The sequence below is a fragment of the Burkholderia sp. BCC1047 genome, from assembly GCF_902833155.1.
GTDB lineage: Bacteria > Pseudomonadota > Gammaproteobacteria > Burkholderiales > Burkholderiaceae > Burkholderia > Burkholderia sola.
The window spans coordinates 83,053-105,705 of record NZ_CADFEH010000019.1 but is presented as its reverse complement, the minus strand read 5'-3'; the positions used below and the strand labels follow the sequence as shown (position 1 = coordinate 105,705).

The 22,653-nt window shown below is 63.4% G+C and carries 19 protein-coding genes and 1 pseudogene; 2 read left to right on the top strand and 18 right to left on the bottom strand.

Annotated features, from left to right (window positions below; all coding sequences use genetic code 11):
- Window positions 1-3: 3 nt before the first annotated feature.
- Genes HWX55_RS20220 through HWX55_RS20185 form a run of 8 tightly spaced genes read right to left on the bottom strand, consistent with a single transcriptional unit; the run spans window position 4 to window position 6,970 of the window.
- Window positions 4-1,305 (bottom strand): MSMEG_0569 family flavin-dependent oxidoreductase, encoded by a 1,302-nt coding sequence (locus HWX55_RS20220; protein WP_175977024.1) that lies wholly within the window; start codon window positions 1,303-1,305, stop codon window positions 4-6.
- A gap of 56 nt (window positions 1,306-1,361) precedes the next feature.
- Window positions 1,362-1,646 carry an MSMEG_0570 family nitrogen starvation response protein gene (locus HWX55_RS20215; protein ID WP_175977023.1) on the bottom strand — a complete coding sequence of 95 codons (285 nt, stop codon included), beginning with the start codon at window positions 1,644-1,646 and terminating at the stop codon, window positions 1,362-1,364.
- Between the two features lie 9 nt (window positions 1,647-1,655).
- Window positions 1,656-2,840, bottom strand: a complete 1,185-nt coding sequence (locus HWX55_RS20210) for an MSMEG_0565 family glycosyltransferase (protein WP_175977022.1) — start codon at window positions 2,838-2,840, stop codon at window positions 1,656-1,658.
- The gene (locus HWX55_RS20205) at window positions 2,837-3,823 is read right to left on the bottom strand and encodes a sll0787 family AIR synthase-like protein (protein ID WP_175977021.1); all 987 of its coding nucleotides are present in this window, start codon (window positions 3,821-3,823) and stop codon (window positions 2,837-2,839) included. Before HWX55_RS20205 ends, HWX55_RS20210 begins: the two co-directional genes overlap by 4 nt.
- Window positions 3,820-4,380, bottom strand: a complete 561-nt coding sequence (locus tag HWX55_RS20200) for an MSMEG_0567/Sll0786 family nitrogen starvation N-acetyltransferase (RefSeq protein ID WP_059708430.1) — start codon at window positions 4,378-4,380, stop codon at window positions 3,820-3,822. The genes HWX55_RS20205 and HWX55_RS20200 overlap by 4 nt, the downstream gene beginning before the upstream one ends.
- A 2-nt stretch (window positions 4,381-4,382) precedes the next feature.
- Window positions 4,383-5,453 (bottom strand): MSMEG_0568 family radical SAM protein, encoded by a 1,071-nt coding sequence (locus HWX55_RS20195; RefSeq protein WP_175977071.1) that lies wholly within the window; start codon window positions 5,451-5,453, stop codon window positions 4,383-4,385.
- A complete protein-coding gene (locus HWX55_RS20190; protein ID WP_175838252.1) occupies window positions 5,446-6,468 on the bottom strand; it encodes a Nit6803 family nitrilase in 1,023 nt (340 codons plus the stop codon). Before HWX55_RS20190 ends, HWX55_RS20195 begins: the two co-directional genes overlap by 8 nt.
- 19 nt (window positions 6,469-6,487) lie before the next feature.
- Window positions 6,488-6,970 carry an MSMEG_0572/Sll0783 family nitrogen starvation response protein gene (locus HWX55_RS20185; RefSeq protein WP_046424759.1) on the bottom strand — a complete coding sequence of 161 codons (483 nt, stop codon included), beginning with the start codon at window positions 6,968-6,970 and terminating at the stop codon, window positions 6,488-6,490.
- A gap of 381 nt (window positions 6,971-7,351) precedes the next feature.
- Between HWX55_RS20185 and HWX55_RS20180 the strand changes: the two genes are divergently transcribed.
- A complete protein-coding gene (locus tag HWX55_RS20180) occupies window positions 7,352-8,743 on the top strand; it encodes a PLP-dependent aminotransferase family protein (protein ID WP_175977020.1) in 1,392 nt (463 codons plus the stop codon).
- Window positions 8,744-8,883: 140 nt separating this feature from the next.
- On the opposite strand, the pseudogene ltrA reads toward HWX55_RS20180, so the two are convergent.
- Window positions 8,884-10,369, bottom strand: a pseudogene (gene ltrA, locus HWX55_RS20175) (group II intron reverse transcriptase/maturase).
- 356 nt (window positions 10,370-10,725) lie between these two features.
- Window positions 10,726-11,784: a porin gene (locus HWX55_RS20170; RefSeq protein WP_244140610.1), complete on the bottom strand. Its 1,059-nt coding sequence runs from the start codon at window positions 11,782-11,784 to the stop codon at window positions 10,726-10,728.
- 456 nt (window positions 11,785-12,240) lie between these two features.
- Between HWX55_RS20170 and HWX55_RS20165 the strand changes: the two genes are divergently transcribed.
- Complete coding sequence (locus HWX55_RS20165; RefSeq protein ID WP_175977019.1) at window positions 12,241-12,978, top strand: helix-turn-helix transcriptional regulator; 738 nt, start codon at window positions 12,241-12,243, stop codon at window positions 12,976-12,978.
- 64 nt (window positions 12,979-13,042) lie between these two features.
- Here the strand turns inward: HWX55_RS20165 and HWX55_RS20160 are convergent, their stop codons facing one another.
- The 8 genes from HWX55_RS20160 to HWX55_RS20125 all read right to left on the bottom strand — a co-directional run bounded on the left by HWX55_RS20160 (window position 13,043) and on the right by HWX55_RS20125 (window position 22,653).
- Window positions 13,043-13,726: an ATP-binding cassette domain-containing protein gene (locus HWX55_RS20160; protein WP_175977018.1), complete on the bottom strand. Its 684-nt coding sequence runs from the start codon at window positions 13,724-13,726 to the stop codon at window positions 13,043-13,045.
- A 20-nt stretch (window positions 13,727-13,746) separates the two neighbouring features.
- A complete protein-coding gene (locus HWX55_RS20155) occupies window positions 13,747-15,522 on the bottom strand; it encodes an ATP-binding cassette domain-containing protein (protein ID WP_175977017.1) in 1,776 nt (591 codons plus the stop codon).
- Window positions 15,500-16,345 carry a branched-chain amino acid ABC transporter permease gene (locus tag HWX55_RS20150; protein ID WP_089437823.1) on the bottom strand — a complete coding sequence of 282 codons (846 nt, stop codon included), beginning with the start codon at window positions 16,343-16,345 and terminating at the stop codon, window positions 15,500-15,502. The genes HWX55_RS20155 and HWX55_RS20150 overlap by 23 nt, the downstream gene beginning before the upstream one ends.
- 4 nt (window positions 16,346-16,349) lie before the next feature.
- Window positions 16,350-17,534, bottom strand: coding sequence for a substrate-binding domain-containing protein (locus tag HWX55_RS20145; RefSeq protein WP_105798095.1), 1,185 nt, complete (start codon window positions 17,532-17,534; stop codon window positions 16,350-16,352).
- A 36-nt stretch (window positions 17,535-17,570) separates the two neighbouring features.
- A complete protein-coding gene (gene iaaH, locus HWX55_RS20140; RefSeq protein ID WP_175977016.1) occupies window positions 17,571-18,992 on the bottom strand; it encodes an indoleacetamide hydrolase in 1,422 nt (473 codons plus the stop codon).
- Between the two features lie 116 nt (window positions 18,993-19,108).
- On the bottom strand, window positions 19,109-20,341 hold the full coding sequence (locus HWX55_RS20135; RefSeq protein ID WP_208458719.1) for an MFS transporter: 1,233 nt from the start codon (window positions 20,339-20,341) through the stop codon (window positions 19,109-19,111).
- Window positions 20,342-20,489: 148 nt separating this feature from the next.
- A complete protein-coding gene (locus HWX55_RS20130) occupies window positions 20,490-21,542 on the bottom strand; it encodes a carbon-nitrogen hydrolase family protein (RefSeq protein WP_175977015.1) in 1,053 nt (350 codons plus the stop codon).
- 151 nt (window positions 21,543-21,693) lie between these two features.
- Entirely contained in the window at window positions 21,694-22,653 is a 960-nt protein-coding gene (locus HWX55_RS20125) for a helix-turn-helix domain-containing protein (protein ID WP_175977014.1), read from the bottom strand.

The following is a 22,653-nucleotide window of genomic DNA, read 5'->3' as shown; positions in this document are numbered from 1 at the left end:
GCGTCAGGCGGCCAGGCTGTCGGCCGAGCACCGCGCGGCCGTCATCTCGGCCTGGATCTGGTCGACGATATGGGCCGCATCGCGCGCCACGCCGGAGAATCGCCCCGATCCCCACGTGTATAGCCAGGGCAGCCCGACGAAGTAGAGGCCCGGCACCGGCGTCACGCCGCGCCGGTGCGCGGGATAGCCGCGGCCGTTGAAGACGGGCGCATCCAGCCAGCTGAAATCCGGCGTGAAGCCGATGCACCAGATGATCGATGCGATGCCGCTGGCCGCGAGATCGAGCGCCGTGCGCTCGCCGGCCGGACGCCACACGGGTTCGTAGCGTGTCGCAGGCGGCGCGGCGATCCCGTTCTTCTCGATATGGGCATCGATGCCGGCATTGATCCGGTTGTAGGTCTCGTCGGCGCTGTCGAGCCGCGCCGACAGATCCGCGGAGAACCGCAACTGCCCGCCCGCGACATCCTCCAGCCGGCCGTACAGTTCCATCCCTTCGGCGGCAAAGCGGCGCAGATCGATGTCGCGCCCGCCGTCTCGGCCGGTCACATAGTGGTTGGTGTTGTCGCGCACGCCTTCGCGCAGCGGATGCGCATCGACCGGCATGTCGTAGTACTGCATGTCGGCCAGCCAGTCGACGACGTCCCTGCCCCGATAGAAACGGGCACAGCGCGGCGCATCGCCCACCGCGAGGAACACCTTACGCCCGGCGAGGTGGAGGTCTTCCGCGATCTGCGCACCCGATTGTCCCGATCCGACCACGAGCACCGGCCCGTCCGGCAACGCGGCCGGATTCCGGTATTCCGACGACTGCATCTGCACGATCGATGCAGGAAGCCGCTCGGCCATGCGCGGCACGATCGGCCGATGGTAGCCGCCCGACGCAACGACGACCCGATCCGCCGTGTACGTGCCGCGCGACGTCGCGATGCGATAGCGTCCGTCCGCGTCGCGCGTCACATGCTCGACCGCGGTATGTTCCAGTACCGGCGCATCGACGCTGCGGATGAAGCCGTCGAGATACTCGACGATCTCGTCCTTCGTCATGAAGCCGTGCGGGTCGGCACCGCGATATGGATAGCCCGGCAGCGCACACTGCCAGTTCGGCGTCACGAGACAGAACGCGTCCCAGCGCTGCCTGCGCCACGTGTGCGTCACGGTCTCCTTTTCGAAAACGAGATGATCGATACCTGCCTGCTTCAGGTAGTAGCTGATCGACAATCCCGCCTGCCCGCCGCCGACGACGGCTACGCCAAGATGGGAATCGGAATCCGGGAGGCTGGATGAAACGACGGGTTCGCTTGACATGATGCAGTCCTGAATGTGTGTTGAAGAAGACGGTGGATTCCTGCGTGCCGGACGCCTCAAACGAGTTCGATGACGGTCACGGTCGCGTCGCCCTGCGGCGCAAATCGTTCCGCGTGCGCTTCGATCCGCGCCAGCTCGTCCATCGCGGCCGAGCACGCGAACCCGTATTTCTCGCGCACGCGATCGGACGCGATACCCAGTGCGCACCGGGCTCGCTCGACGAAGTCGTCGAGCGCGTACTGCGTGTCGGGCGTGAAAAACTCCGACACCACGGTCGAAGGCGAATAGCAATTGGTTTCCGACTGGTCGGGCCAACGAACCCGAAAATGCATGACCGGCATGATGCCTCCTTACTCGGCGGACGATGCTTGCGCACGCTGCGCCAGCCTGTCCTGGTAAATGTCCAGATGCCTGCGCGCACTCGCGTCCCATGTGAAGCGGTTCAACAGTGCGGGAACGGCATGCGTGAAATCGGGACCACGCCGCCCCGAGAGCGCGTCGCGCAGCGCATCGGCGATCGAATCCACGTCGGCGGGATCGGCCCACACGCACGCGTGCTCGTCCAGATACTCGGTAAACGGTTCGATTTCGGATACGACGACGGGCTTGCCGCACGCGAGCGCCTCGAGCACGACCAGACCGAATCCCTCGCGGATCGACACCATCGACACCACGTCGGCACAGTGCATCAGCGCGACCAGCGCCGCGTCGTCGAGTGGCCCCGTCGGCACGACGGGTTCGTCGACGCCGATCCCCAGCCCGAGCGCGGCGGCGCGCGCGACGCAGCGGCGCGTGTAGGCGTCGTGATCGAGCAGGCTCGCGCCGCCCGCGATCACGAGCCGTGCATCGGGTATCGTGCCGCGCAACCGGGCGAACGCCTCGAGCAACGCGATCGAGTTTTTCCGCTGCTCGATCCCGCCGATCGCCAGGACGACCGGCGCGCCGTGCAGGCCGAACCGCCGCCGCACCGCGTGCATGTCCGCCTGGCTCGCGCGAGCGAACCGTGCGACGTCCACCCCATTGGGCACCACGCTCGCGTCGACTCCGAACGTCTTGCGCATCGTGGCCGCCCACGCGGCGCTCACGCACAGCACCTGGTCCGCCTCGCGCCACGCGCGTTCCTGCCAGCGTTCGAGCTGCGGGTCGTCGAATACGTCGAGGTGGTGCACGGTCCTTACGAATCCCTCTATTTCGCCCGACTGCCTCAGCTCGGCCAGCGCATTACCCGTGATGCTGTCCTGTGCATGCAGCACGTCGAACCCGCTTGCGTCGTGCTCCAGCAGGGCGTGCTTGATCGCGGCGATTCGCGCGCGCACCATTTCGGCGACGCCACGCGGACGGCCATCGACGCGCGCCAGCACGACGCGGCACGGGACATCGCGGAACATCGCGTCGCCCGGCGCGGCCGGCGCGAACACGGTGACGTCGCTTCCCGCTTCGTGCAGCGCCCTCGCGAGTTCGAGTGCGTGCACGACACCGCCGCGCGGATTGACCGAGTGGGTCAGCAGCGCGATGCGCAACGTATCGCCGCTCATCGCGTACCTCCTTCGACACCGGTGATGAACGGCTCGATCCGGAAATCCCACAGCACCGCCGTTTCGCCCGCCTCTTCGACGACGACCTCGCGCGTGGCGTCGATATCGCCGATCACCGCGCACGCGAGCCCGCGCGCCGCGAAGCGTTCCGCGATCGCGTCGGCATGCGCCGGCCGCACCGCCATCAGGAATCCGTAGCTTGGAAAGGCCGTCAGCCAGCGATCGAAGTCGACGCCGGGAGGCCGCGGGATCGCGTCGAGCGCGATCCGTGCACCGACGCGCGAGCATTCGACGAGCATCAGCGCCGTGCCGAGCACGCCCGCCATCGAGATATCCTTCGCGGCGTCGCACAGCCGGTCTTCCGCCAACATCGGCAGAATCTCGAGATCGCCGCGCAGCCGGTCCGGCGGCGCGCCGACCGACGCATTCCAGAACGGATACGGCTCCTCGAATGCGCCGCGCAGGTCGACCGCCATCATCAGGCGATCGCCCGGCCGCGCGTTGAAGCTCGACAGCAGCGCGCGCGCCCGGCCCAGAATCGACACGGCCAGTTGCCCCTGCGCGCTGCGTGTGTTGCTATGGCCGCCGACGATCGGCACGCCGTACGCCGCCGCCGCCGCGGCCATCCCGGCGAGCACCGGCCGCGCGGCGTCGATTCCGTCGCTCCACAATGCGTCGACGACGGCAATCGGCCGCCCACCCATCGCGTAGATGTCGCTGACATTCGCCATCACGCCGCTGTACCCGGCGAACCACGGCATCGACTCGACGAAATCGCCGACCATGCCCTCGATCGCGAACAGCAGGTAGCCGTCCCCGTCGGGAATCGCCGCGCAGTCGTCACCGAGCGCCACCGCCTGCGCGAGATCCGGTGCGCCGTTCGGCAATGCCGCCGCGAGCGACGCGACCACGCCGGAAATGTCGTGCTTGTGCTGGAAGCCGCGGCTGGCACGCAGCGCCGCGATGCGATCTGCGACACTCATGGCCGGCCCTCCGCACGCAGGACGAAACCCTCGAACGGCGTACCGCACGGCGGATAGTGCGCAAGCTGGGCCTGCATCAGTTGATGGGGGCGGCCAAACAACGTTTCCTCGCCAAGCGCATCCCAGTGAAGCCGACGAAACAGCGGCACGTTCTGCGCTTGCACGTGCGCGACGAAAGTGCCGCAACCTTCGGCATGCGCGCTGCTGACGGCCAGCGCGATCAGCATCGAGCCGATCCTGCCCTGCCGGCGAAACGCCGGATGCACCGCGAGCCGCGACCCCATCCAGGTGCCGGGCACGGTTTCATGAATCCGCACCGTGCCGACCACCTGCTCCGGCAGGCCGGCGCAGCAACTGACCGCGACCAGCAATTGCGCGTGACGATCGATATCGTCGCGATCGTCGCCGACGAAGATCCCCTGCTCGATGCAGAATACGGCCCGGCGCAGCTTGTACGCTTCGTCGATTTCCCACGGAAGCGCGGCCCATTTGATCCGGTATTCGGCCGGCCGGTACGTGTCGCGGCTGTCGGCCAGCCCCATCTCCACGCAGTACATGGTCAGGCCTCGTAGGTGGACAGCGACGAGCAGGCGCCGCACTTTCCGCAGCCGGCCTTGATGTCGGCGGAACGCATGCCGGCGTCGCGCAACATCGCGCCGAGCGGCGCGAGCACCGCGCGCATGAAGTCCGGTGACGGCGCGGGATGGCTCTCCAGCGGCGTGCCGCTGATCGGCACGAACGGCACGACGAACGGATACACGCCCAGGTCGATCAGCTCGCGCGACATGTCCAGAATCGCCGCCTCGCTGTCCCCCAGCCCGGCGAGGATGTAGGTGCTGACCTGCCCGCGGCCGAACACGGCCACGGCCGCGCGGAATGCCGACATATACCGTGACAACGGCACGCTCGCCTTGCCCGGCATGATCCGTTCGCGCACGGCCGGCGTCACGGCTTCCAGATGCATGCCCAGCGTATCGATCCCGCTTGCCTTCATCCGGTCGAACCAGCCGTCGTCGTCGGGCGGCTCGCATTGCGCCTGGATCGGCAGATCGACGGCCGCCTTGATCGCGAACGCGCTTTCGCACAGCACGCGGGCGCCGCGATCCGGCGTCGGTGGCGTGCCGGTCGTCAGGACCATGTGCTTGACGCCGTCGAGCAGCACCGCCGCGCGCGCCACTTCCGCGAGTTGTTCAGGCGTCTTGCGCGCGATCGTCCGGCCGGCGGCCAGCGACTGGCCGATCGAGCAGAATTGGCAGGTCTTGCGCCGGCTCTCGTAGCGAATGCAGGTCTGCAACACCGTGGTCGCCAGCACGTCGGCGCCATGCAGCGTCGCGATGTGCGAATACGGCACGCCCTCCAGCGTCTGCAATGCATAGAAGCGCGGGTTCGACGGGAAGCTGATGCTCGCGATCGGGATGGCGCCGCGCGACAGCAGGCTGACGCCCGCCGCGTCGGGCTCCGCCGCGACGAACGGCGATTCCCACGCGGTGCTCGTGTGCACCGGCACCATGATGGTCACGCCGTCGACCGTCACGGCCTTGTGATCGGACGGCCCGGCGCCGCCGCGCCGGCTCGCTGCCCCAACCCGGGGGTCCGCCAGACGCAGCCCGACCGACTGCAGTTCAGTCATCAATTGCCGGCTCTGCACCGACGGTTTCGCGTTCGCGCTCATGACAGTTTCCCTCGAATTCGCGTGCGGCCGACCCGCCGGTCCCCATCGGGGTCACCGTCGTCGCCGGCCGATCGTTGATGGCAAGGCTCAGCAGTTCCGGGCGCGCATAGTGGCCGACCGAATCCATCATTCGCTTGCGTTTGGTGATCAGCGACATGTCCAGGTCGGCGATCACCATCCCTTCGCCCGAGCGCAACGGCTCGGCCAGATGCTGGCCCTCCGGGGACACGATCGCGGTATTGCAGCCGCCGCGCAGGGCCTTCTGCAGATTCGGATCGCCGGTGATCGATTCGATCTGCGCATCCGTCAGCCAGCCGGTCGCATTGACGACGAAGCAGCCCGCTTCCAGCGCGTGGTGACGGATCGTGACTTCGATCTGCTCCGCGAAGATCGGGCCCACCAGCGAGCCGGGGAACTGGCTGCAATGAATTTCCTCGTGCTGCGTCATCAGCGCATACCGGGCGAGCGGGTTGTAGTGCTCCCAGCAGGCGAGCGCACCGACGCGTCCGACACCGGTCTGCGCAACCTTGAGCCCGGCCGCGTCGCCCTGCCCCCAGATCATCCGCTCGTGAAACGTCGGCGTGATCTTGCGGCGCTTCACCGCGAGGCGTCCGTCGACGTCGAAGATCAGCTGCGTGTTGTACAGGCTGCCGTGGTCGCGCTCGTTCACGCCGAGCACGACCACCATCCCGTGCAGCCGTGCGCGCTCGGCGACTGCATGCGTCACGGGGCCGGGCACCGTCACGGCCTGCTCGTAGAGCCGCATGTGATCGGCGCCGGATGCGACCGGCGCCCGCACGAACGAAAAGTACGGGTAGTACGGTACGAACGTTTCAGGGAAGACGATCAGCTGGACGCCGTTGCCGGCTGCCTCGTCGATCGCCGCGCAGACCTTGTCGAGCGTCCCGCCGGCGCGTTCCAGATCGGGCGCGATCTGGACGGCTGCCGCACGGACGATGCGTTTGTCGGACATGATGGCACCCGTCGCTCGATCAAACGGTCCAGGTGTGGATGATCAGTGCGTTCTCCTTGCGGTGAAGCAGCTGGATATCCAGCACGTCGAGCGGATTGATCGGCCGAATGCCCTCGATCAGCGACGCTTCGCCGTGCCCGTACAGCGCCTGCAGCGCGAAACGGCACGCGTAGACCTTCCCGCCCTCTTCCATGAACTTGACGAGTTGCTTGTTGAAGTTCAGGTGGCCGGGGAACGCTTCGTCGCCGAGCGTCGGAAACCCGCGCTGCAGGCCGAGCGTCACGCCGGGGCCGTAGAGCAGCACCGACGTGTCGAATCCTTTGCGTTGCAGGCGCGTCGCCTGCAGCAGGTTCACGAAGCCGATCGAGCCCTCGAACGCAACCGTATGGAACGTCACGAGCGCTTTCTCGCCCGGTTCCGCCTTGACGTCTTCGAACACTTTTTCCTCGTAATCGACGAGGAAATCTCCCTTCTTGTGCAACGGCTGATTGACTGCGGGCATGGCACGCTCCGTTTGATAATGAGTTCAGTGATATTCCCGAACACTTTCGAGTCCGGGCGATCTCATTAACGCAACGCATATGCCAGTCAGGCACAGACCTGATGCGATCACTCTCCGATCATTCAATCGATAAATGCCGATGCAGCCGGTCCGATCCTTGCGTGACCGAATGCGGTTCGGACAGGAAGTGTCCCGTCCGGGCGACGGCGCGCACCCGTGTGAAGCAACAAGCAAGCATGCGTGCGCATCGAGCGTGCATCCATGCATCAATCCGATACATGATGCGATCAATGCAATCATCTGGCTTCAGAATGGCGATATAGATATTTACGATTAATGCGCCATGCTAACGTTTTGATGAATCATCAAATGGAAACAGGTATGGATTACATAATCCATCATTGGTCGAAGCGACTCCTGGAAAGCAGGAAGCCGGCGTACCTGCTGATCCCCGACCTAATCGAGGAAGACCTGGCGGCGGGCCGGCTGAAACCACGCGACCGCCTACCCGGGCTGCGCGATCTTGCCGGTGCGCTGAACCTGAACTACACGACGGTGGCCCGCGCGTATGCTGAAGCCCGCAGACGCGGCTTGCTCGATACACGGGCAGGCAGCGGAACCTTCGTGCGCGGCCCGACGCGAACGATCCAGCTGTCGGGCGGGAGCAGCATCGAGATGTCGATGAACATGCCCCCTGAACCGGCCGAGATGGTCGGCCGGCTGCAGCAATCGGCAGCGGCATTGTTCGCTGCGGCGGATCCTTACCAACTGATGCGCTACCAGGATTTCGGCGGCACACCGGCGGATCGCGCCGCCGGCCGCGCATGGCTGGCCAATCGCCTGCCCGGCTGCAGCAGCGATACCGTGCTCGTTTGCCCGGGAATCCACAGCGCCCTCGTCGCGCTCGTTTCCCGGCTTGCGAGCCGCGGTGATTCGATCTGCCTCGATTCTCTCGCTTACCCCGGCATCAAGGCCATCGCATCGCAACTGGGCGTGCGGTTACAGCCGCTGCCGCGGGACGACGACGGGCCGTTGCCGCATGCCTTCGAATCGCTGTGCCGAAGCGGACAGCCCGCTGCGCTGTACTGCAACCCGACCCTGCAGAACCCGAGCACGCTCACGATACCGTTCCGACGCCGCGAAGCGTTGGCCGATATCGCCACACGCTACAACGTGCCCATCATCGAGGACGATGCGTACGCAATGCTGCCGCAGAGCGCACCGCCACCACTGGCATTGCTGGCCCCTGAACTGACCTACTACGTGACCGGCATGTCGAAGAATCTCGGCGCCGGGCTGCGAATCGCCTACCTGTTGGCACCGACGGTGCGCGAAGCACAGCGTGTCGCGGGTGCATTGCGCGCCACGACCGTGATGCCGAGCCCGTTCACGATGCTGCTGTCCACCCAATGGATCAACGACGGCACGGCGAGCGAGATGCTGGCCGCGATTCGATCGGAGGCGCATGCACGGCAGGCGATCGCGGGCCGGATTCTCGGCGCATGGCCTTTCGATGCCCACCCCGACGGTTTCCATCTCTGGTTGCCGATTCCGCGCGAGTGCCTATGGACCGCACCGGATCTGGCGCAGCATCTGCGGAGTCGAAACGTCGCCGCCGTGGCGAGCGCGGCATTTTCGACGGACGGCGACCCGCCGGCGGCGATCCGTATCTGCCTTGGCGGGCCGCAGGATCGGAAGCAGTGCCGGGACGGCCTGGAACTCGTCGCGGATGCACTGACCGACGCGCATCATCTTTATGGTGCGGCGATGTAGCGGCCGATACCGCGTCGAAGACAAATGGGCGCCCCCACGGTTCGCCATCACGCTCGACCCGCAACGGATCGCGGTAGGAATGCCCATTACTGGACACCCCCCGCACAGATCCCGGCGTGCCCAATTCGGGCACCGGGCTCCTACCTTGAGTGTTTGACGGCGAAACGCCGGTCCGGCCACGGATGAAGGATTCGAGGTTGGGGGAGCCAGGCATCCGCGATCCGCTCGACCCGCGTCCACGTCATGTGATCCTTCTGGCTGCGACGCCGAAGCGCTCGCCGCCAGAGATCCACGACGTGGTAACGGAACGCGCCAAGTGCTCGCGAGTTCGTCGGGACCGCGTGGTACGCAAAGTACCCGCGAACCACCTGCCCGAGCCATTTCCCCTGCACGGGAATCGGTTCGTGCATGCGCCGCCGTAGTTCCTCCTTGATCTGCCTGAGCCTCGCCCGCATGCGATCACTGCGGGTCTTCCGCTGAAGCTGGAAGGCGCCGCGACGCGATTTGCCGCAGATAAAGATGAAGCCCAGGAAGGCGAAGGTCTCCGGCCGGCCAAGGCCGCGGCTTCGGCGGTTGGCCGCCGCATAGCGTCCAAACTCCAGCAGCCTCGTCTTGTCCGGGTGGAGCGCAAGCGCGAACTCCTCCAGCCTCGAACGCATCGCATCCCAGAAGCGCCGCGCGTCAGCTTCATGCTCGAAGCCGACCACGACATCATCCGCGTAGCGCAGGATGATGACGTTGCCTTTGGCTTCACGCCGTCGCCACCGATTGACCCAGAGGTCAAATACGTAGTGCAGGTACACATTCGCGAACAATGGCGAAGCCACTGATCCCTGTGGGGTACCTGTCTCACTCACGCTCAATGCCCCGTCTTCCAGCACGCCCGCCTTGAGCCACTTGCGCACAAGACGGATGATGCGTTGGTCGCCGATCCGGTGCTCAATGAAACGGACCAGCCATTCCTGGCTGACCGAGTCGAAGAAGCTTCGGATATCCGCATCCAATATCCAGTTCACCGGGGTACTGGTGATCGCGGTCGCCAACGCGTCCAGCGCATCGTGCTGACTGCGCCCGAGCCGGAACCCGTACGAGAATCCGAGGAAGTCCCCCTCGTAGATCGCGTTCAGCACCTCGACCACTGCACGCTGGACGATCTTGTCCTCCAGCGCAGCAATCCCCAGCGGGCGCTGTTTGCCGTCCGGCTTCGGTATGTACTGCCGCCGTACGGGCAGTGCCCGATACGCTCCGCTGTGTACTTGCGTATGCAGGCGTTGGAGATGTTCTTCCAGCCCTGCTTCGTAGTACCGCCACGTCACCCCGTCCACCCCGGGAGCCGCATTGCGCTTTAGCGCAAAGAACGACTCCCTAAGGCGATCGATCGTGACGTGGTGCAGCAGCGCGGTGAACCGTTCCTGCTTCCGCTGCCTTGCAGCCTGCCGTACACGGTCCACGGTCCAGTCCCTGTGACACGCTTACCCGGTTCTGCGCCCGGCACGTGTGCGGCTGACCCATGTTCCTCTTGGTCCCCGTCCTTGGCTCCGCCCACTCCGCAGCCGGCTTCCCGGCGTTGTTCGCAGGCTTCCTCGCTACTATGACGGAGTCTGACTTCTCCCGTCCGTTCATCATCGGCTACGGCTCCTCGCCTTCCCGACACGGACCCGCCCGTGTTGCGACTGGCCGGACGAGGGATCTCCCGGTTCCCGCACAAAGAGCGTCCGTGCGTGCCAGGGTCTTCGACCACGCCGGGTCGTCGAGGCGCTCGCGCTTGCGCGCCCCTTCGTGTTGCCTTCCGCGTTCTGAACCGCGTCGGTACCCGGAATAACACAACTATCGCGGCTCAATGGCTGGCCCACACGTTCCCCTACCGACGCTTCGCCGATCACCTCGCGGTGGCCTGCGCACGGCTCGGGGCCGATGTGGTTCGCTACACCTTCATCATGGCGGACTTACACCGCCTACTCCTTGCCGGTCTCCCGGCGCACTCAGAACTTGTGCCGAATGCCAATCCGCGCCGCGGTCTGAAAACTCGTGCTGGAAGGCGATCCGAGCGCTGCTTCGATTTGAGCGCCGTGTGCATGATCATGCGCAAGCGCGCCAACGAAATAAACGTCCGTTCGCTTGGAAATGAAGTAGTCCGCGCCGATGGTCACCTGATTCGCGCTGGCGACCCCATTGTTGCGCTGTTGAAACTGGAACCCGGCGCCGAGCGAAATATCGGGCCTGACAAAGTAAGTCATGCCGCCGTCATAGGTCAGCGCCCGAGCTTGCGTCCCGCTGCTCAGCTGGACATCGGTCACTACACCGAATATCTGCGCTTTCCCGAGGCTGTAGGTTGCACCGCCGGCGTATTCCGTCAAATTCGCGGAAGTCGTCGCGTTGTGCTGCTTGAAATACGACAGCGATGCGGCAAGCCCGCCTTGGCTGTAGTTCAGCAGAAAATTCATCGAACTGTTGGTGCCCAACGAGCCCGCGACATTGCCGAAACCATACATGGCGCCGACACTGAAACCCGACACCGTGGGCGAAAGATACTTCACCGAGTTATTGACGTTATCGCCCCACAGTCGGTTATCGAGCGTATACCCGCCAGCCGCATACGCGGGGATTCCCCACCCGAGGATGCCCGCTGCCGTGTTGCCTGCAATCGAATACGCCCAGAAAATATCGCTGATGAAGTCGTATTGCCGCCCGAGCGTCAGCTTGCCAAAGCGCCCGTCAAGGCCGACGAAGGCTGCGCGATTGAACAACAGCCCGCTCTGTGCCAAGGCCCCGTTGGAAAGTTGGAAGCCGCTTTCGAGCGTGAAGATCGCCTTGAGTCCGCCACCCAGGTCCTCTTTACCCGTCAGCCCCCAGCGATCTCCCTGCGAAGACCCGGACGCAAACTGCACGAGCGCGCCATGTCCGGTGCTCGATGTCGCATTGTTCGTGTACGTAACACCTGCATCCACCAGCCCGTACAGCGTCACTGAGGACTGTGCATGTGCCACGCCGCATCCGACCGCGGCGCATACCACCATGCTTCGCTTGATGACCGTATTCATATCGCTTTCCTAATTTTATGCGTAGCTTTCGTTGACGAAAATGACTGAGGAAAACGTCCCGCTGGAAATGCATCGGAATCGTTTGGCCAATGGGCAGGCGTCTCCGGGTAATTCTCCCGCTTGCCTCGCTACAACGAACAGTCTCAGCACGTCCGCTTCCCACTGCGCATCTACTCTATGGGCAGCGTTTTTTGAGCCCCATCGTTAGAAATATCGACAGGGAAACCTTGGCCTGAGCCCGCGCTCACGACACTCAGAGGTCCGCGCGAGCATCCCTTTCGATCTGCAATAGGCAGTGGACCTGACTGCGGCATGAATACAACGGACGGACAGAGGCAGCGAAGTTCGTTGCTGATCAGGATTTTTTGCGCTGCTATGCTTGGTGTGTAATGCGAACCAGTCTTTCAAGGCTGTCACGCATGCTGTCTCCTGATTCTTCCCACCGATGAGGCACCCTTGAAGCCACAAGTTCACGATCTCACGCTCGACGAACTCCGACTTTTCGGCGACATCATCGGACGGCTCGAAGAGCTCGGACCGGTCGTGGATGTCAGGCGCGTCGTTTTGTCAGACTTGACCCGGCTGCTGCGATCCGATTTCTGCGTCTCCTACAACTGGGATGCCGAAAAAGGGATGTACGCCGACCCGATTGCAGTCAATGTCGACTCGGATCACGTGCGTCGCTACACGAGCTGGTACCAGCACAATGACCCGATGACGGCGCAACTCTGCAAGCGGCGCAGGGCCACGTTGGTGGAGGAAGTGATGGACCGGCCTGCCTTAGAGAAAAGCGAGTTCTACAACGAGTTTCTCGCGCAGGACGGTCTGCATCACGGGATCAACGTGTTTGTCTTCGACGGCGAACGCCAGCTCAGCGACCTGAGAATCTGGCGAACCAGGAATCGACCGGAGTTCGAGATGCGCGACAAACTCGTGCTCGATGCGATCGAGCCGTTCCTTTGTCGCGCGATCAAACGTCGGGCAGGCAGCGAGACGGGGCTCACGGACCGTGAGAGCGAGATCGCCCAGCTGGTCGCAAAGGGTTGTACCGATCAGGATATCGGCCGTCTTCTCTGCATCAGCCTGTCGACCGTGCGCACCCATTTGCGGCGGATCATGGACAAGAAGGGATTCTCCAACCGCGCGGAGCTCGCTGCGTCCGTCGCCGCGGCCGGAACGACCGCGCCGTCGTGACGATCGAACGGCGCGGTCGACCGCCACGTACGCACGGCGCGACGAATCGTCCGATACGAGAGAACTAAACTGCCAATACCGCTTCGAGCCGGTCGCGAGACATATCGATCGAATCGCCCGACAGCACGACTTCTCCGTGATCCAGACCGATGAAATGGTCGGCGATCGACGTGAGGAACGTCAGATTCTGTTCGACGACCACGAACGCCGCCCCTTCCGAGATCCGAGACCGGATCACGGATGCCATCCGCTCCAGATTCTCCTGCTGAACCCCTTCCGACGGCTCGTCGATCAGCGTGAGCGGCGAACGCTCCGCGATGATCCGGGCGAAGGAAAGCAACTTCTTTTCGCCACCGCTCAGCTTCCCGGCCGGTTGGAACAACCGCTCTTTCAGACGCGGAAAAAGCCGGAACAAGTCGTCGTATACGTCCAGGCTCCGGGTCTTGAATCCGAGTGTCAGGTTGTCCGAAACGCTCAAATTGTCGAAGACGACCCGCTCCTGCGGCGCATAGCTCATCCCCAACCGTCGCCGTTGATGCGACGGCACGTTGCCGACTTCCCTGCCGTTGACGATGACCGCACCGGACGCGGGCTGGATGATGCCCGCCAACGCGCGCATGAGCGTCGACTTGCCCACACCGTTGCGGCCGAATACACCCAGGACGCTACCCGCGGCCACCTCGCCGCCGATCCCCTTGAGCACCATCGTGTCGCCATAGCCCGCGACGATCGACGAAAACTTCAACATTGCTTCTCGCCGGCGTTCGCTCACTTTCTTCCTCCCGAATAGACGGCCTTGACGTCTTCCGATATCTTGATCTGCGCTAGGGATCCGACCGCGAGGCTTCTGCCCTGATGCAGGACCACCACGTTGTCGGCGATCTTTTCGAGTGCGCTCATGTCGTGCTCGATCACGATGGCCGACGCGTCCAGTTCGCTCACGGTCGATGTGATCGCGTCCATCATGTGACGGGTTTCGTGCGCCGAGAGACCGGCGCACGGTTCGTCGAGCAGCAAAAGACGCGGCTCGGTGATCGCCACCATCGCGAACTCCAGCATCTGGCGCATCCCTTGAGAAAGATCCCCCGCACGAACGGCCATATTCGATTCGAGAAATCCGAATTTTTCGAGTGTGCGAACGCGTTGAAGCGAATTCCAATGCAGCGGCGCCGCGGCCATCATCTCTCGAGGACGGATCCGGTTCGCCCACAGCGCGATCTGAAGATTCTCGTTGACGGACAACTGCGCAAAAACCGACGGAATCTGGAACTTGCGGCCGACGCCCAGTCGGGCGACCTGCCACGCCGGCGAAGACGAAATCTCGGCCCCGCGAAAGTGGATTTCACCGGAACGAACCGGCAAGCGGCCCGTCATTGCGTTGAACGTCGACGTCTTCCCTGCGCCGTTGGGACCAATGAAACAATTGACGCCCCCTGCTCCCACCTCGAGATCAAGCCCGTTGAGAATGTTGACGCCGCCCTGGCTGACTTCCACCTTCCTGAAACTGAGCAGCGTGGATTGAGCCGGTCGCAGGTCGATCGTCGCGATGTCGTGCGCATCGATCCGTTTCTCCGGAATGGGGTTCGCGACGTGCAGACCGGCCATGCGCGCAAGCGCGGCCGCCGCGCCGGCCAGGCCATCGGGAAAGAGCCGCACCACACCGATGAAAATCAGCGCGACCAGCACTTCCCAATAGGTGAACAGGTCACGCCACGTCGCGGCGAGCAGTCCGATCACGACGGCGCCGAGTTGCGCGCCCAATGGACTGCGCTTTCCGCCGACGGCCGCCCAGATGACGAACTGCGCCGACAATGCCACGCCGACCGCCTGCGGACCGACCAGACCCTCGTGCGGCGCATACAGGGCGCCGCCCAAACCCGCGATCGCGCCCGAGAGGCCGAAAGCGGCCGCCTTCAGCTTGTGCGTCGCAAATCCAAAAAACTGGAGGCGATCTTCATTCTCCGAGATCGCTGCCCAGAGCGTCCCGATCGGTCTGCGGTTCAGCCAAGTGATCAGTGCCGTGACCCCGACCGCAGCCGCTGCGATCATGTAATACAGATTTCCATACCGGTCGGTCATCGGCAGATCGGGGATATCGGTGAGCCCGTTGAAACCGCCGGTCACGCTGCTCCATTGATTGGCCAGCAGAAACCCCAACATGCACAACGCGAGAGTAATCAACGAAAAAAACGGCCCGCTGTCGATCCGGCGCGAAAAGACGATGAATCCGATCGCATAGGCCAGCGCCGCCGGCGCCGCTATGGCAAGCGGAAGCAGAATGATCTGCCATTCGCCGCCGGCCGCGCCCGCGGAGCGCAATACAAACCCGCTGACATACGCGCCCAGCCCGAAGAACAGACTTTGGCCGAGCGGCAAGAAACCCGAATTCCCCCAGCACAAGGCAACGCTTTGCGTCGCCATTCCATACAGCAACAGCAGCCCGATCTGGTTTGCGCTGTAGTCGCCGGCCCACAGCGGCAAGCTCAGAAGAATCGCCGCCGTGGCAACCTGGAGGGCCGTTTCAACGGCGCGAGACGAGGCCATTTGGGCGACTCCACAAGAAATAGATGGACAGGATCAGAACAGCCGTATAACCCGACGTCTGATCGATGAAACTCGACACCGCGACCTGCGTTCCACCGATGACGAACGTGCCTACCGCGAGACCGAGCAAGCTGCCCAGGCCACCGACGACGAGCACGAAAAACGAATTGAGCAGATAGTCGAGGCCCATGTACGGCTCGACCCGCACGATCGGTGCGAGCAGCACCCCCGCCAGTCCGGCCAGCACCACACCCGTGATGAAAGTGCCGCTGGCCAGTCGCGTCGTGTTGATGCCGGCCGCCTTCGCAAGAAGGGGATTCGCGACCATGCCTCGGATCCGCGCGCCCGTCTGGCTGCGGCTGTACCATGCCGCGAGCCCGGCGAATGCGAGGCCCACCGCGAACATCATCGCGAGTCGGAATGCCGGATACGGCGTGCCCAGGACATCGATCGATGCGCCATCCACACCGGCCACGTCCTGGTAACCCTTTCCGAACAATGCGACCACGCCTTCGCGCAGCAGGATCGAAACGCCCCAGGTTGCGAGCAAGGTATCGAATGGCCGCTGATACAAAGGACGCACCAGCAGGCGTTCGACTATCCATCCAACGGCGGCGCATACGACGATCGCCAAAGGTATGGCAAGCAAGGCAGGTAACCCGAGACGCTGCACGACGACAACCGAGTACGCGCCGAGCATGATGAACTCGCCATGCGCCATGTTCAGCACGCCCAGCAGGCCGAACACGATGGCCAGGCCTATCGTCGTGAGCGCGAGGGCCGCACACGCGTACCCGAGATTGAGAAGATAGGAAAGCAGCATGACGTTAACCCGCACCCGCTCCGCTCGCACAGGTCTCGGCCGAGCCGAGTTGCGAGAACGTCTTGACGATGTCGTAGCGGGCGCCCGATGCCTTCGCGAGGAAGATGTCGGCCGTCACGTTGCGGGACTTCATCGTCACCACGCCGCGCGGGCCTTTGTAACTGGCCCCATCGGACGCCTTCGTCAGCTCGCCGATCGACACGGCATTCGCCTTCCTGGCCATCGCGTCATACATCAGGATGCCTTCGTATGTCGACTCGCCAATGCTGCTCAATACCGCCGAAGCGCCGAACTGCTTGTGATAGCGCTCCAGAAACTGCGCGGACGTGGCGGTCGGCGTCGAGAAAAAGCCGGAAGCCGAGTAGAGGTTCCTGGCGTTGGACGCACCGATGCCGATCAACGTGTTTTCCTCGATCATCGTGCCGAAACGGATCATCTTGTCGCTGAGACCGAAGCTCGCAAAACTTCTGTTGAACGTGACGGCCGAGCCGCCCACCAGCGTGATGAACACCGCATCTGCCTTGCTGTCCCGGATCTTGCCGAGTACCGCGTCGAAGTTGTCGACGTCGAACGGCACGTACTCTTCGCCGACCACGGTCGCGCCGGCACCCTGAATCGCCTTCTTCGCCACTTCGTTCGACTTGCGCGGCCAGATGTAGTCGTTGCCGATCAGGAACCAGCGCTTGATCTGGTGTTGGGCGGTCAGCCACGGAATGACCGGCGTCAGTTGCTGCGCGGGCGTCTCGCCGACGAAGAACGTCCCCTTCGCGCAATCGCCCCCCTCGTACATCGGCGTATAGAAGTAAGGCACCAGGCCTCGGAACAGACTTTCCAGCGCCGTGCGCACGGCACTGTCGTGCGATCCGACGAAGACCTCCGCCTTGTCGCGCTTCCAGAGGCGGAGCGCCGTCTGCGCCGACTCGGAAGGTGCTGCGCCGGCGTCGCCCACCAGCAACTCGAGCGGGCGCCCCAACACGCCCCCGCGCGCGTTGATCTCCGCGATTGCCATCGCTGCGCTGTTTTTGCAGGCTTGGCCGAAGAATGCGGCCGGCCCGCTCATTGGCGCCATCAGCGCCAACTTCAGCGGCTGATTTGCCGCGCGTGCCGATGCCGGCACGAGCCCGCCAACGCCCACCGCGGCACTTGCAGCACCGAGCGCAATACTCTTCAGGACATTTCGACGATTCATTTGCTTGCCTTTCTCGTTAAGCCGTTGCCGGATGGTTCAAACGTGTGCGTCGAGACGCGGGAACGTCGCGGCACACAGGACACGCTCCATTTCCTTGCCGATCTGCAGAATTCGCTGATCCGAATACGGAGCACCGTCCAGCGCCAATCCAACCGGGAGCCCATCCTGGGTCAGACCTGCCGGCACGGTGATGCCGGGTACCCCTGCGTTGCTGCCCGGTTCGGTATTTCGTGTATATGCGGCAAAGACATCGAGCGCTTCGGACCCGACCACCACCGTTTCAGCGCCGATGCTGCAGGCCGGAATCAGGACTGTGGGAAACAGCAGTGCGTCTGCGTCCACTTCGCGAAGACACGCCACGTACGACGTGCGCGACTGCTCTCGCGCGAGAAGCGCTTCGGCGTATTCGGTCGCGGAAATCGCACCGCCCCCCAGGATGTGGCCGACGATTCGGGCCACATCCGGGCTCTCGATGCGGGCGACGATCTCCGGGAACGTCACGGCTACGCCGCCTGCTTCCAGATAGCGCGCCACGGCACCGGCAAATTCGAAGAAAGGGATGGTGGCGTTCTTCTTCGCACGGAAAAACGGATAACGTCGCAGGTCCACGTCGACCAGTTCGAAGTCGGCTTCCTCGAGCTGCTGCAGCGCACGTTCGAGTACCGGCCGGGCATCGGGCGACAGCCCCTCCCACATCGTCGAGTACGGGACTGCCAGGCGAAAGTCACGTTCGCCGTCGATCACGGGAAGCGCTGAACCACTTCCCGACAGGATCTCGTCCAGCAGTATCACGTCGGAGACGGTGCGGGCAATCGGGCCGACCGTGTCACGCGTGGGCGATATTGGTACGACGCCCCCGGACGGATAGCGTCCATGCGTAGGACGAAAGCCGACCAGTCCGCACAGCGCCGCCGGTATCCGTACCGATCCGCCCGTGTCGGTGCCGAGCGCCGCCGGCACCGCACCGCTCGCCACCAGCACGGCAGACCCACCGCTGCTTCCGCCGGGAATTCTGGACGGGTCATACGGATTCCGGGCCGGGCCAAAACATCCGTTGTCGTTGGTGCAGCCGAAAGCGAGTTCGTGCATGTTGGCTTTGCCGGCTGCCAGCGCACCGGCCTCGATCACGCGTGCCACGACCGGCGCGTTCGCTCGCGGTACGGCGTGGCGGAGCGCTGCCGTTCCAGCGGCTGTCGGCATGCCCGCACAGTCGATGTTGTCCTTGATGGCCAACGGAATGCCGGCAAGTGGCATCCGGCCAGTTCGGGCTGCGAACGCTTCATCGTGCGCCCGCGCTGCTTGTAACAGCGCCTCGGCGTTGAAATACACGAACCCGTTCAGCGACTCGGTTTTGGCCTGTTGATCGACCAGCGCCTGAACGTATTCCAGGCAGGAAATCTCGCGTCGATCGATCGCGCCTTTTGCGTCGACGACTGAAAGCTGCGGCAGGGTTGGCATCTACGTCTCTTGTGCATGTCGGTCTTCGTAGATTGCGCGCCGACATTTTTGTCGCGCATCGTCAGAAATGACGACGACGCAGCCAACCCTGCCAGCGTCGCCTCATCGCCGGACGTTCAGGCCGCGTCGATGTTCGAGACGGCATGCTTCGACGTCGCGGCGGGCACCGTTTCGTCGAGAAACATCCCGACGAACGCGCTCACCAACGACACACACCCGACGATCAGCATCGGATAACCCAGGCCGAACGTGTCGGCGAGCCCGCCTGCCACCACCGGCATCAGGACCCCGCCAATGAGTTCACTGACAGCGGTTGGAACGCCCACGGCGGAGCCGGTCAGCGTCGACGGTACGGATTCGCAAGGAATCACGGCAAGAAAGAGCGGCGCGATCCCGAAGCCACAAATCCCGGCAGCAAAGAGGTTGGCGAACATCACGATCGGGGAAGCGTGACAAAGCACGAACGCCAACATCAGGAGGCCATAGCAGGTCGCGGAGACGACGAGCACGATACGGCGCCCGAGCCGATCCGATATCGCCGGAACGGCGATCATCCCGATGAACCCGCCGAAACCCCATCCGGAGATGATCAGGCCGACCGTACCGAGGCTGAGGCCCACCACTTTGGTCAGATAGAGCGCGACGAACGTCGAGAACACGAACAGGCCCGTCTGGAACAGCGATCCGATGACCGTGGTCAACCAGATGTTCTTGTATCTCAGCACGGTCAACGGGCCGCCCGATGCGGATCGGACCTGCTTGTCGCGACCGGCCTCCGTCTTGCGCATGGTCTTGCCGATCAGGAACGTCAGCAAAAGCCCCGGGATGCCGAGCACGAAAAACACCCACTCCCAGTGCATGTGCATCACGAGCTGGGTAGCGATGATCGGCCCGAGGCCGATACCCAGAAGCGGGAAAAACGACTGATGAATGCCCAGATTCAGGCCGCGCCGGCTCGGCGTCGATATTTCGTCAATGGTCGCAACGCTGGCGCTGAACACGCCACCCTCGCCCACGCCAAGGAGGCCTCGCGCGAGCAGCATGCTGTGGAACGACTTGGCGACGCCGGTAAAGGAGGTCATCACCGAAAAGAAGATTGACGACCCAAGAAGAATCTTGCGACGCCCATGGCGGTCGGACAGACTCCCGAGCACCCAAGTCGAAATGGCCCAGGTCAACGCGAGAACCGACGCGATTGCGCCTGCCTGCGTGTTGTTCAATTTGAGCTCCGGCAGAAGAACCGGAAACAGATACACGATGACCAGACGATCGAGTCCAACGATGCCGAACAACACCGCAAGAAAGATGACCATCTTCCATTCGTATTCTCTATTTTGTTTGTAGTTCATATCGATATCCTAAATATATCGTCGTGATTGAATGGCCGTTGTTTCAAGGAAAACCATTCCGCTTCAATCGGTATCGAGCCAATACGGCAGCGACACGAAAACCTCCGTCCGGCTCGCCACGGAATCGCATGGCGAGCCCGACAGGCTGCTACCGATCTCCGCCACTTCTCGCCAGCTCTGGCGAGCAACCGTTGTCCGATGATGTTGGATCATCGGCGACCGTCTCCGCGGCGGGGCCATCGAGGATCTCGGTGACCGGGGGGCGCGCTCGCCGGTCGACCAGCAACCGCAGAACGTCAGGCCGCGAGTAATGCCCCACCGGATCGAAAACGCACTTCGAAAGCGATTGCATGCCGAGATCGATATCGGCGTAGAGCAGGCCTTCCGCGATTTCGTCGATCTTGTCGAACAGTTCCGCCCCGTCGGGCCCGTATCCGACGCTATGGCCACCGCCTGCCCGCAACAGCTGACGTTTGTCCTCGGTGTCGCAAAGGCTCTCGACCATTTCCTGGGTCACGACTGTCGAAGGCGCGAGGACGAAGCAACCTCCTTCGACGGCATACGTCCGCGAAACCGCGTTGTTCACCTGGTGGCTCAATGCGCTGGCAAATTCATAGAGCGAGAAGCTTGGCCAGGCCGCAACGTGGACCTGTTCGCCTTGCGCATACATGGCGGCCTTGGTCAAAGGCTGCACGTGTTCGGCACAACAAAGCCCGCCGAGCTTTCCCAACGGACTGTCGATTACGGTCAGGCCGCTGCCCTCCCCGTCACCGAAGACCGTCCGCTCGAGGTGGGTAGGCTTGAGTTTCTGTCGTTGCAGGAGGGTTTCTCCGTCGGGGCCGATGATCCATTGGGAGATATACAACGAATGGCCCTTGCGCTCCGAGAGTCCCATCACCACCGTGATGCGGTTTTTTCTCGCCGCGTCCCTCAGTGCATCGGCTTCCGGACTGTCGTAGCTCAGCGAGTTGTCGAAATATCGCTGAACATAGCCTTTGCTCATATACCAGGCCGGTGTACCCAGCCAGATGTAGAACGGGTAGCCCGGCAGCCACACTTCGGGGAATGCGATCAGGGCGGCGCCGGCCTGCGCCGCCTCTTCAATCAGGCGTATGGACTTTTCGATTCCGGCTTGAAGATCAAGGAACGCCGGGGCGGCTTGCACGACAGCCGCCTTATATTGGGGATGGTTGAGAGCCAAGATACTCCTCCACGACTCGCGGGACGGGACGCCCGCAACGTTGTAGAGGAAGTGTCCGGGGCCAATATGGCGGACGCTTGACTCTGACAGAACAGGATTTTTACTTATGCTGCCAGCCGGTGGGATCGCCGCGCAGCCCGCTCAGGGCGATTCAAATAGCGCTGCGGTGCTTCGCACGGTAGTCGCGCGCGGACATGCCGAAGTGACGTCGAAACGTGCGACTGAAATGCGATGCATTATTGAAACCCCATGCCATCGCAATATCGGTAATCGAGCGGTTTGCGTACGCACGTTGCCGAAGCCACTCGCCGCACCCGTTGAGTCGGGCCGTACAGATGGTCTCGCCGATCGACTCCCCGACCTCGGCGAACAGCCGGTAGAGGTAACGGCTGGACACCCCCAGTTCATCGGCGATCCGTTCGGGTCCCAGTTCCGGTTCGTGAATCCGGCCCTTGATCAACGCACGTGCCCGAAGCAGATGCATCTCTTTCACGTTGGATCTGGGCAGCGGAACCGTGTTGAAATAATCCGCCAACGCCAGCGCGACCAGGTTGGCGGACACATCGCCAAGCCTCTCGCAAGCGGTCATCGCGCCTTTGTCTGACGAAAGCACTCGGTGCAGCGACGCGATATGGTCCGCGGCGATACGGCGTATCCCGGTGGCCGCAGGAATACGCACCGCGGTGTGCTGCCGGCCGCACGGCACCAGTTTCTCCAGCGCCTGGCGGGGAAAGCGGATCGTGTAGTGTTGTCCGGAAAAATGCCAGACGAAATGGCGCGATGAGTCGAACAGCACCATGTCTGTAGGGTCGACGAACGCGGTGCGGGCATCCTGCTCGAGTGCACCTCGCCCCTCGATCTGTATCGACACGAGCAGGTAGTCGTCCGCCGTGCGCCGCACGTCGTCCCAGTCATGAGCCGCGACGTGATCGACCGCCGAGATCCGCGACACACACACTCCGCCGGTGTTCACGCTGGAAATCTCGCCACGAAATCCCTGATCGGATTTGGTCCTGAAAACCATGGGGACGCAACTGGCCCGAACCTGATCCGCCCATGCCAAAAGCCGGTCGTCGCGATGGTAATGATCCGTGGTCGTCACTTGATTCAT

What these genes read in the sequence shown, in the direction of transcription:
- HWX55_RS20180 (WP_175977020.1), top strand. Translation starts at nt 7,352, where the DNA reads ATGGATTACATAATCCATCATTGGTCGAAGCGACTCCTGGAAAGCAGG.
- HWX55_RS20150 (WP_089437823.1), bottom strand. Translation starts at nt 16,345, where the DNA reads ATGCTGCTTTCCTATCTTCTCAATCTCGGGTACGCGTGTGCGGCCCTC.
- HWX55_RS20210 (WP_175977022.1), bottom strand. Translation starts at nt 2,840, where the DNA reads ATGAGCGGCGATACGTTGCGCATCGCGCTGCTGACCCACTCGGTCAAT.
- HWX55_RS20190 (WP_175838252.1), bottom strand. Translation starts at nt 6,468, where the DNA reads ATGTCCGACAAACGCATCGTCCGTGCGGCAGCCGTCCAGATCGCGCCC.
- HWX55_RS20170 (WP_244140610.1), bottom strand. Translation starts at nt 11,784, where the DNA reads ATGAATACGGTCATCAAGCGAAGCATGGTGGTATGCGCCGCGGTCGGA.
- HWX55_RS20160 (WP_175977018.1), bottom strand. Translation starts at nt 13,726, where the DNA reads ATGTTGAAGTTTTCGTCGATCGTCGCGGGCTATGGCGACACGATGGTG.
- HWX55_RS20195 (WP_175977071.1), bottom strand. Translation starts at nt 5,453, where the DNA reads ATGACTGAACTGCAGTCGGTCGGGCTGCGTCTGGCGGACCCCCGGGTT.
- HWX55_RS20185 (WP_046424759.1), bottom strand. Translation starts at nt 6,970, where the DNA reads ATGCCCGCAGTCAATCAGCCGTTGCACAAGAAGGGAGATTTCCTCGTC.
- iaaH (WP_175977016.1), bottom strand. Translation starts at nt 18,992, where the DNA reads ATGCCAACCCTGCCGCAGCTTTCAGTCGTCGACGCAAAAGGCGCGATC.
- HWX55_RS20125 (WP_175977014.1), bottom strand. Translation starts at nt 22,653, where the DNA reads ATGAATCAAGTGACGACCACGGATCATTACCATCGCGACGACCGGCTT.
- HWX55_RS20215 (WP_175977023.1), bottom strand. Translation starts at nt 1,646, where the DNA reads ATGCCGGTCATGCATTTTCGGGTTCGTTGGCCCGACCAGTCGGAAACC.
- HWX55_RS20220 (WP_175977024.1), bottom strand. Translation starts at nt 1,305, where the DNA reads ATGTCAAGCGAACCCGTCGTTTCATCCAGCCTCCCGGATTCCGATTCC.
- HWX55_RS20135 (WP_208458719.1), bottom strand. Translation starts at nt 20,341, where the DNA reads ATGAACTACAAACAAAATAGAGAATACGAATGGAAGATGGTCATCTTT.
- HWX55_RS20145 (WP_105798095.1), bottom strand. Translation starts at nt 17,534, where the DNA reads ATGAATCGTCGAAATGTCCTGAAGAGTATTGCGCTCGGTGCTGCAAGT.
- HWX55_RS20200 (WP_059708430.1), bottom strand. Translation starts at nt 4,380, where the DNA reads ATGTACTGCGTGGAGATGGGGCTGGCCGACAGCCGCGACACGTACCGG.
- HWX55_RS20155 (WP_175977017.1), bottom strand. Translation starts at nt 15,522, where the DNA reads ATGGCCTCGTCTCGCGCCGTTGAAACGGCCCTCCAGGTTGCCACGGCG.
- HWX55_RS20205 (WP_175977021.1), bottom strand. Translation starts at nt 3,823, where the DNA reads ATGAGTGTCGCAGATCGCATCGCGGCGCTGCGTGCCAGCCGCGGCTTC.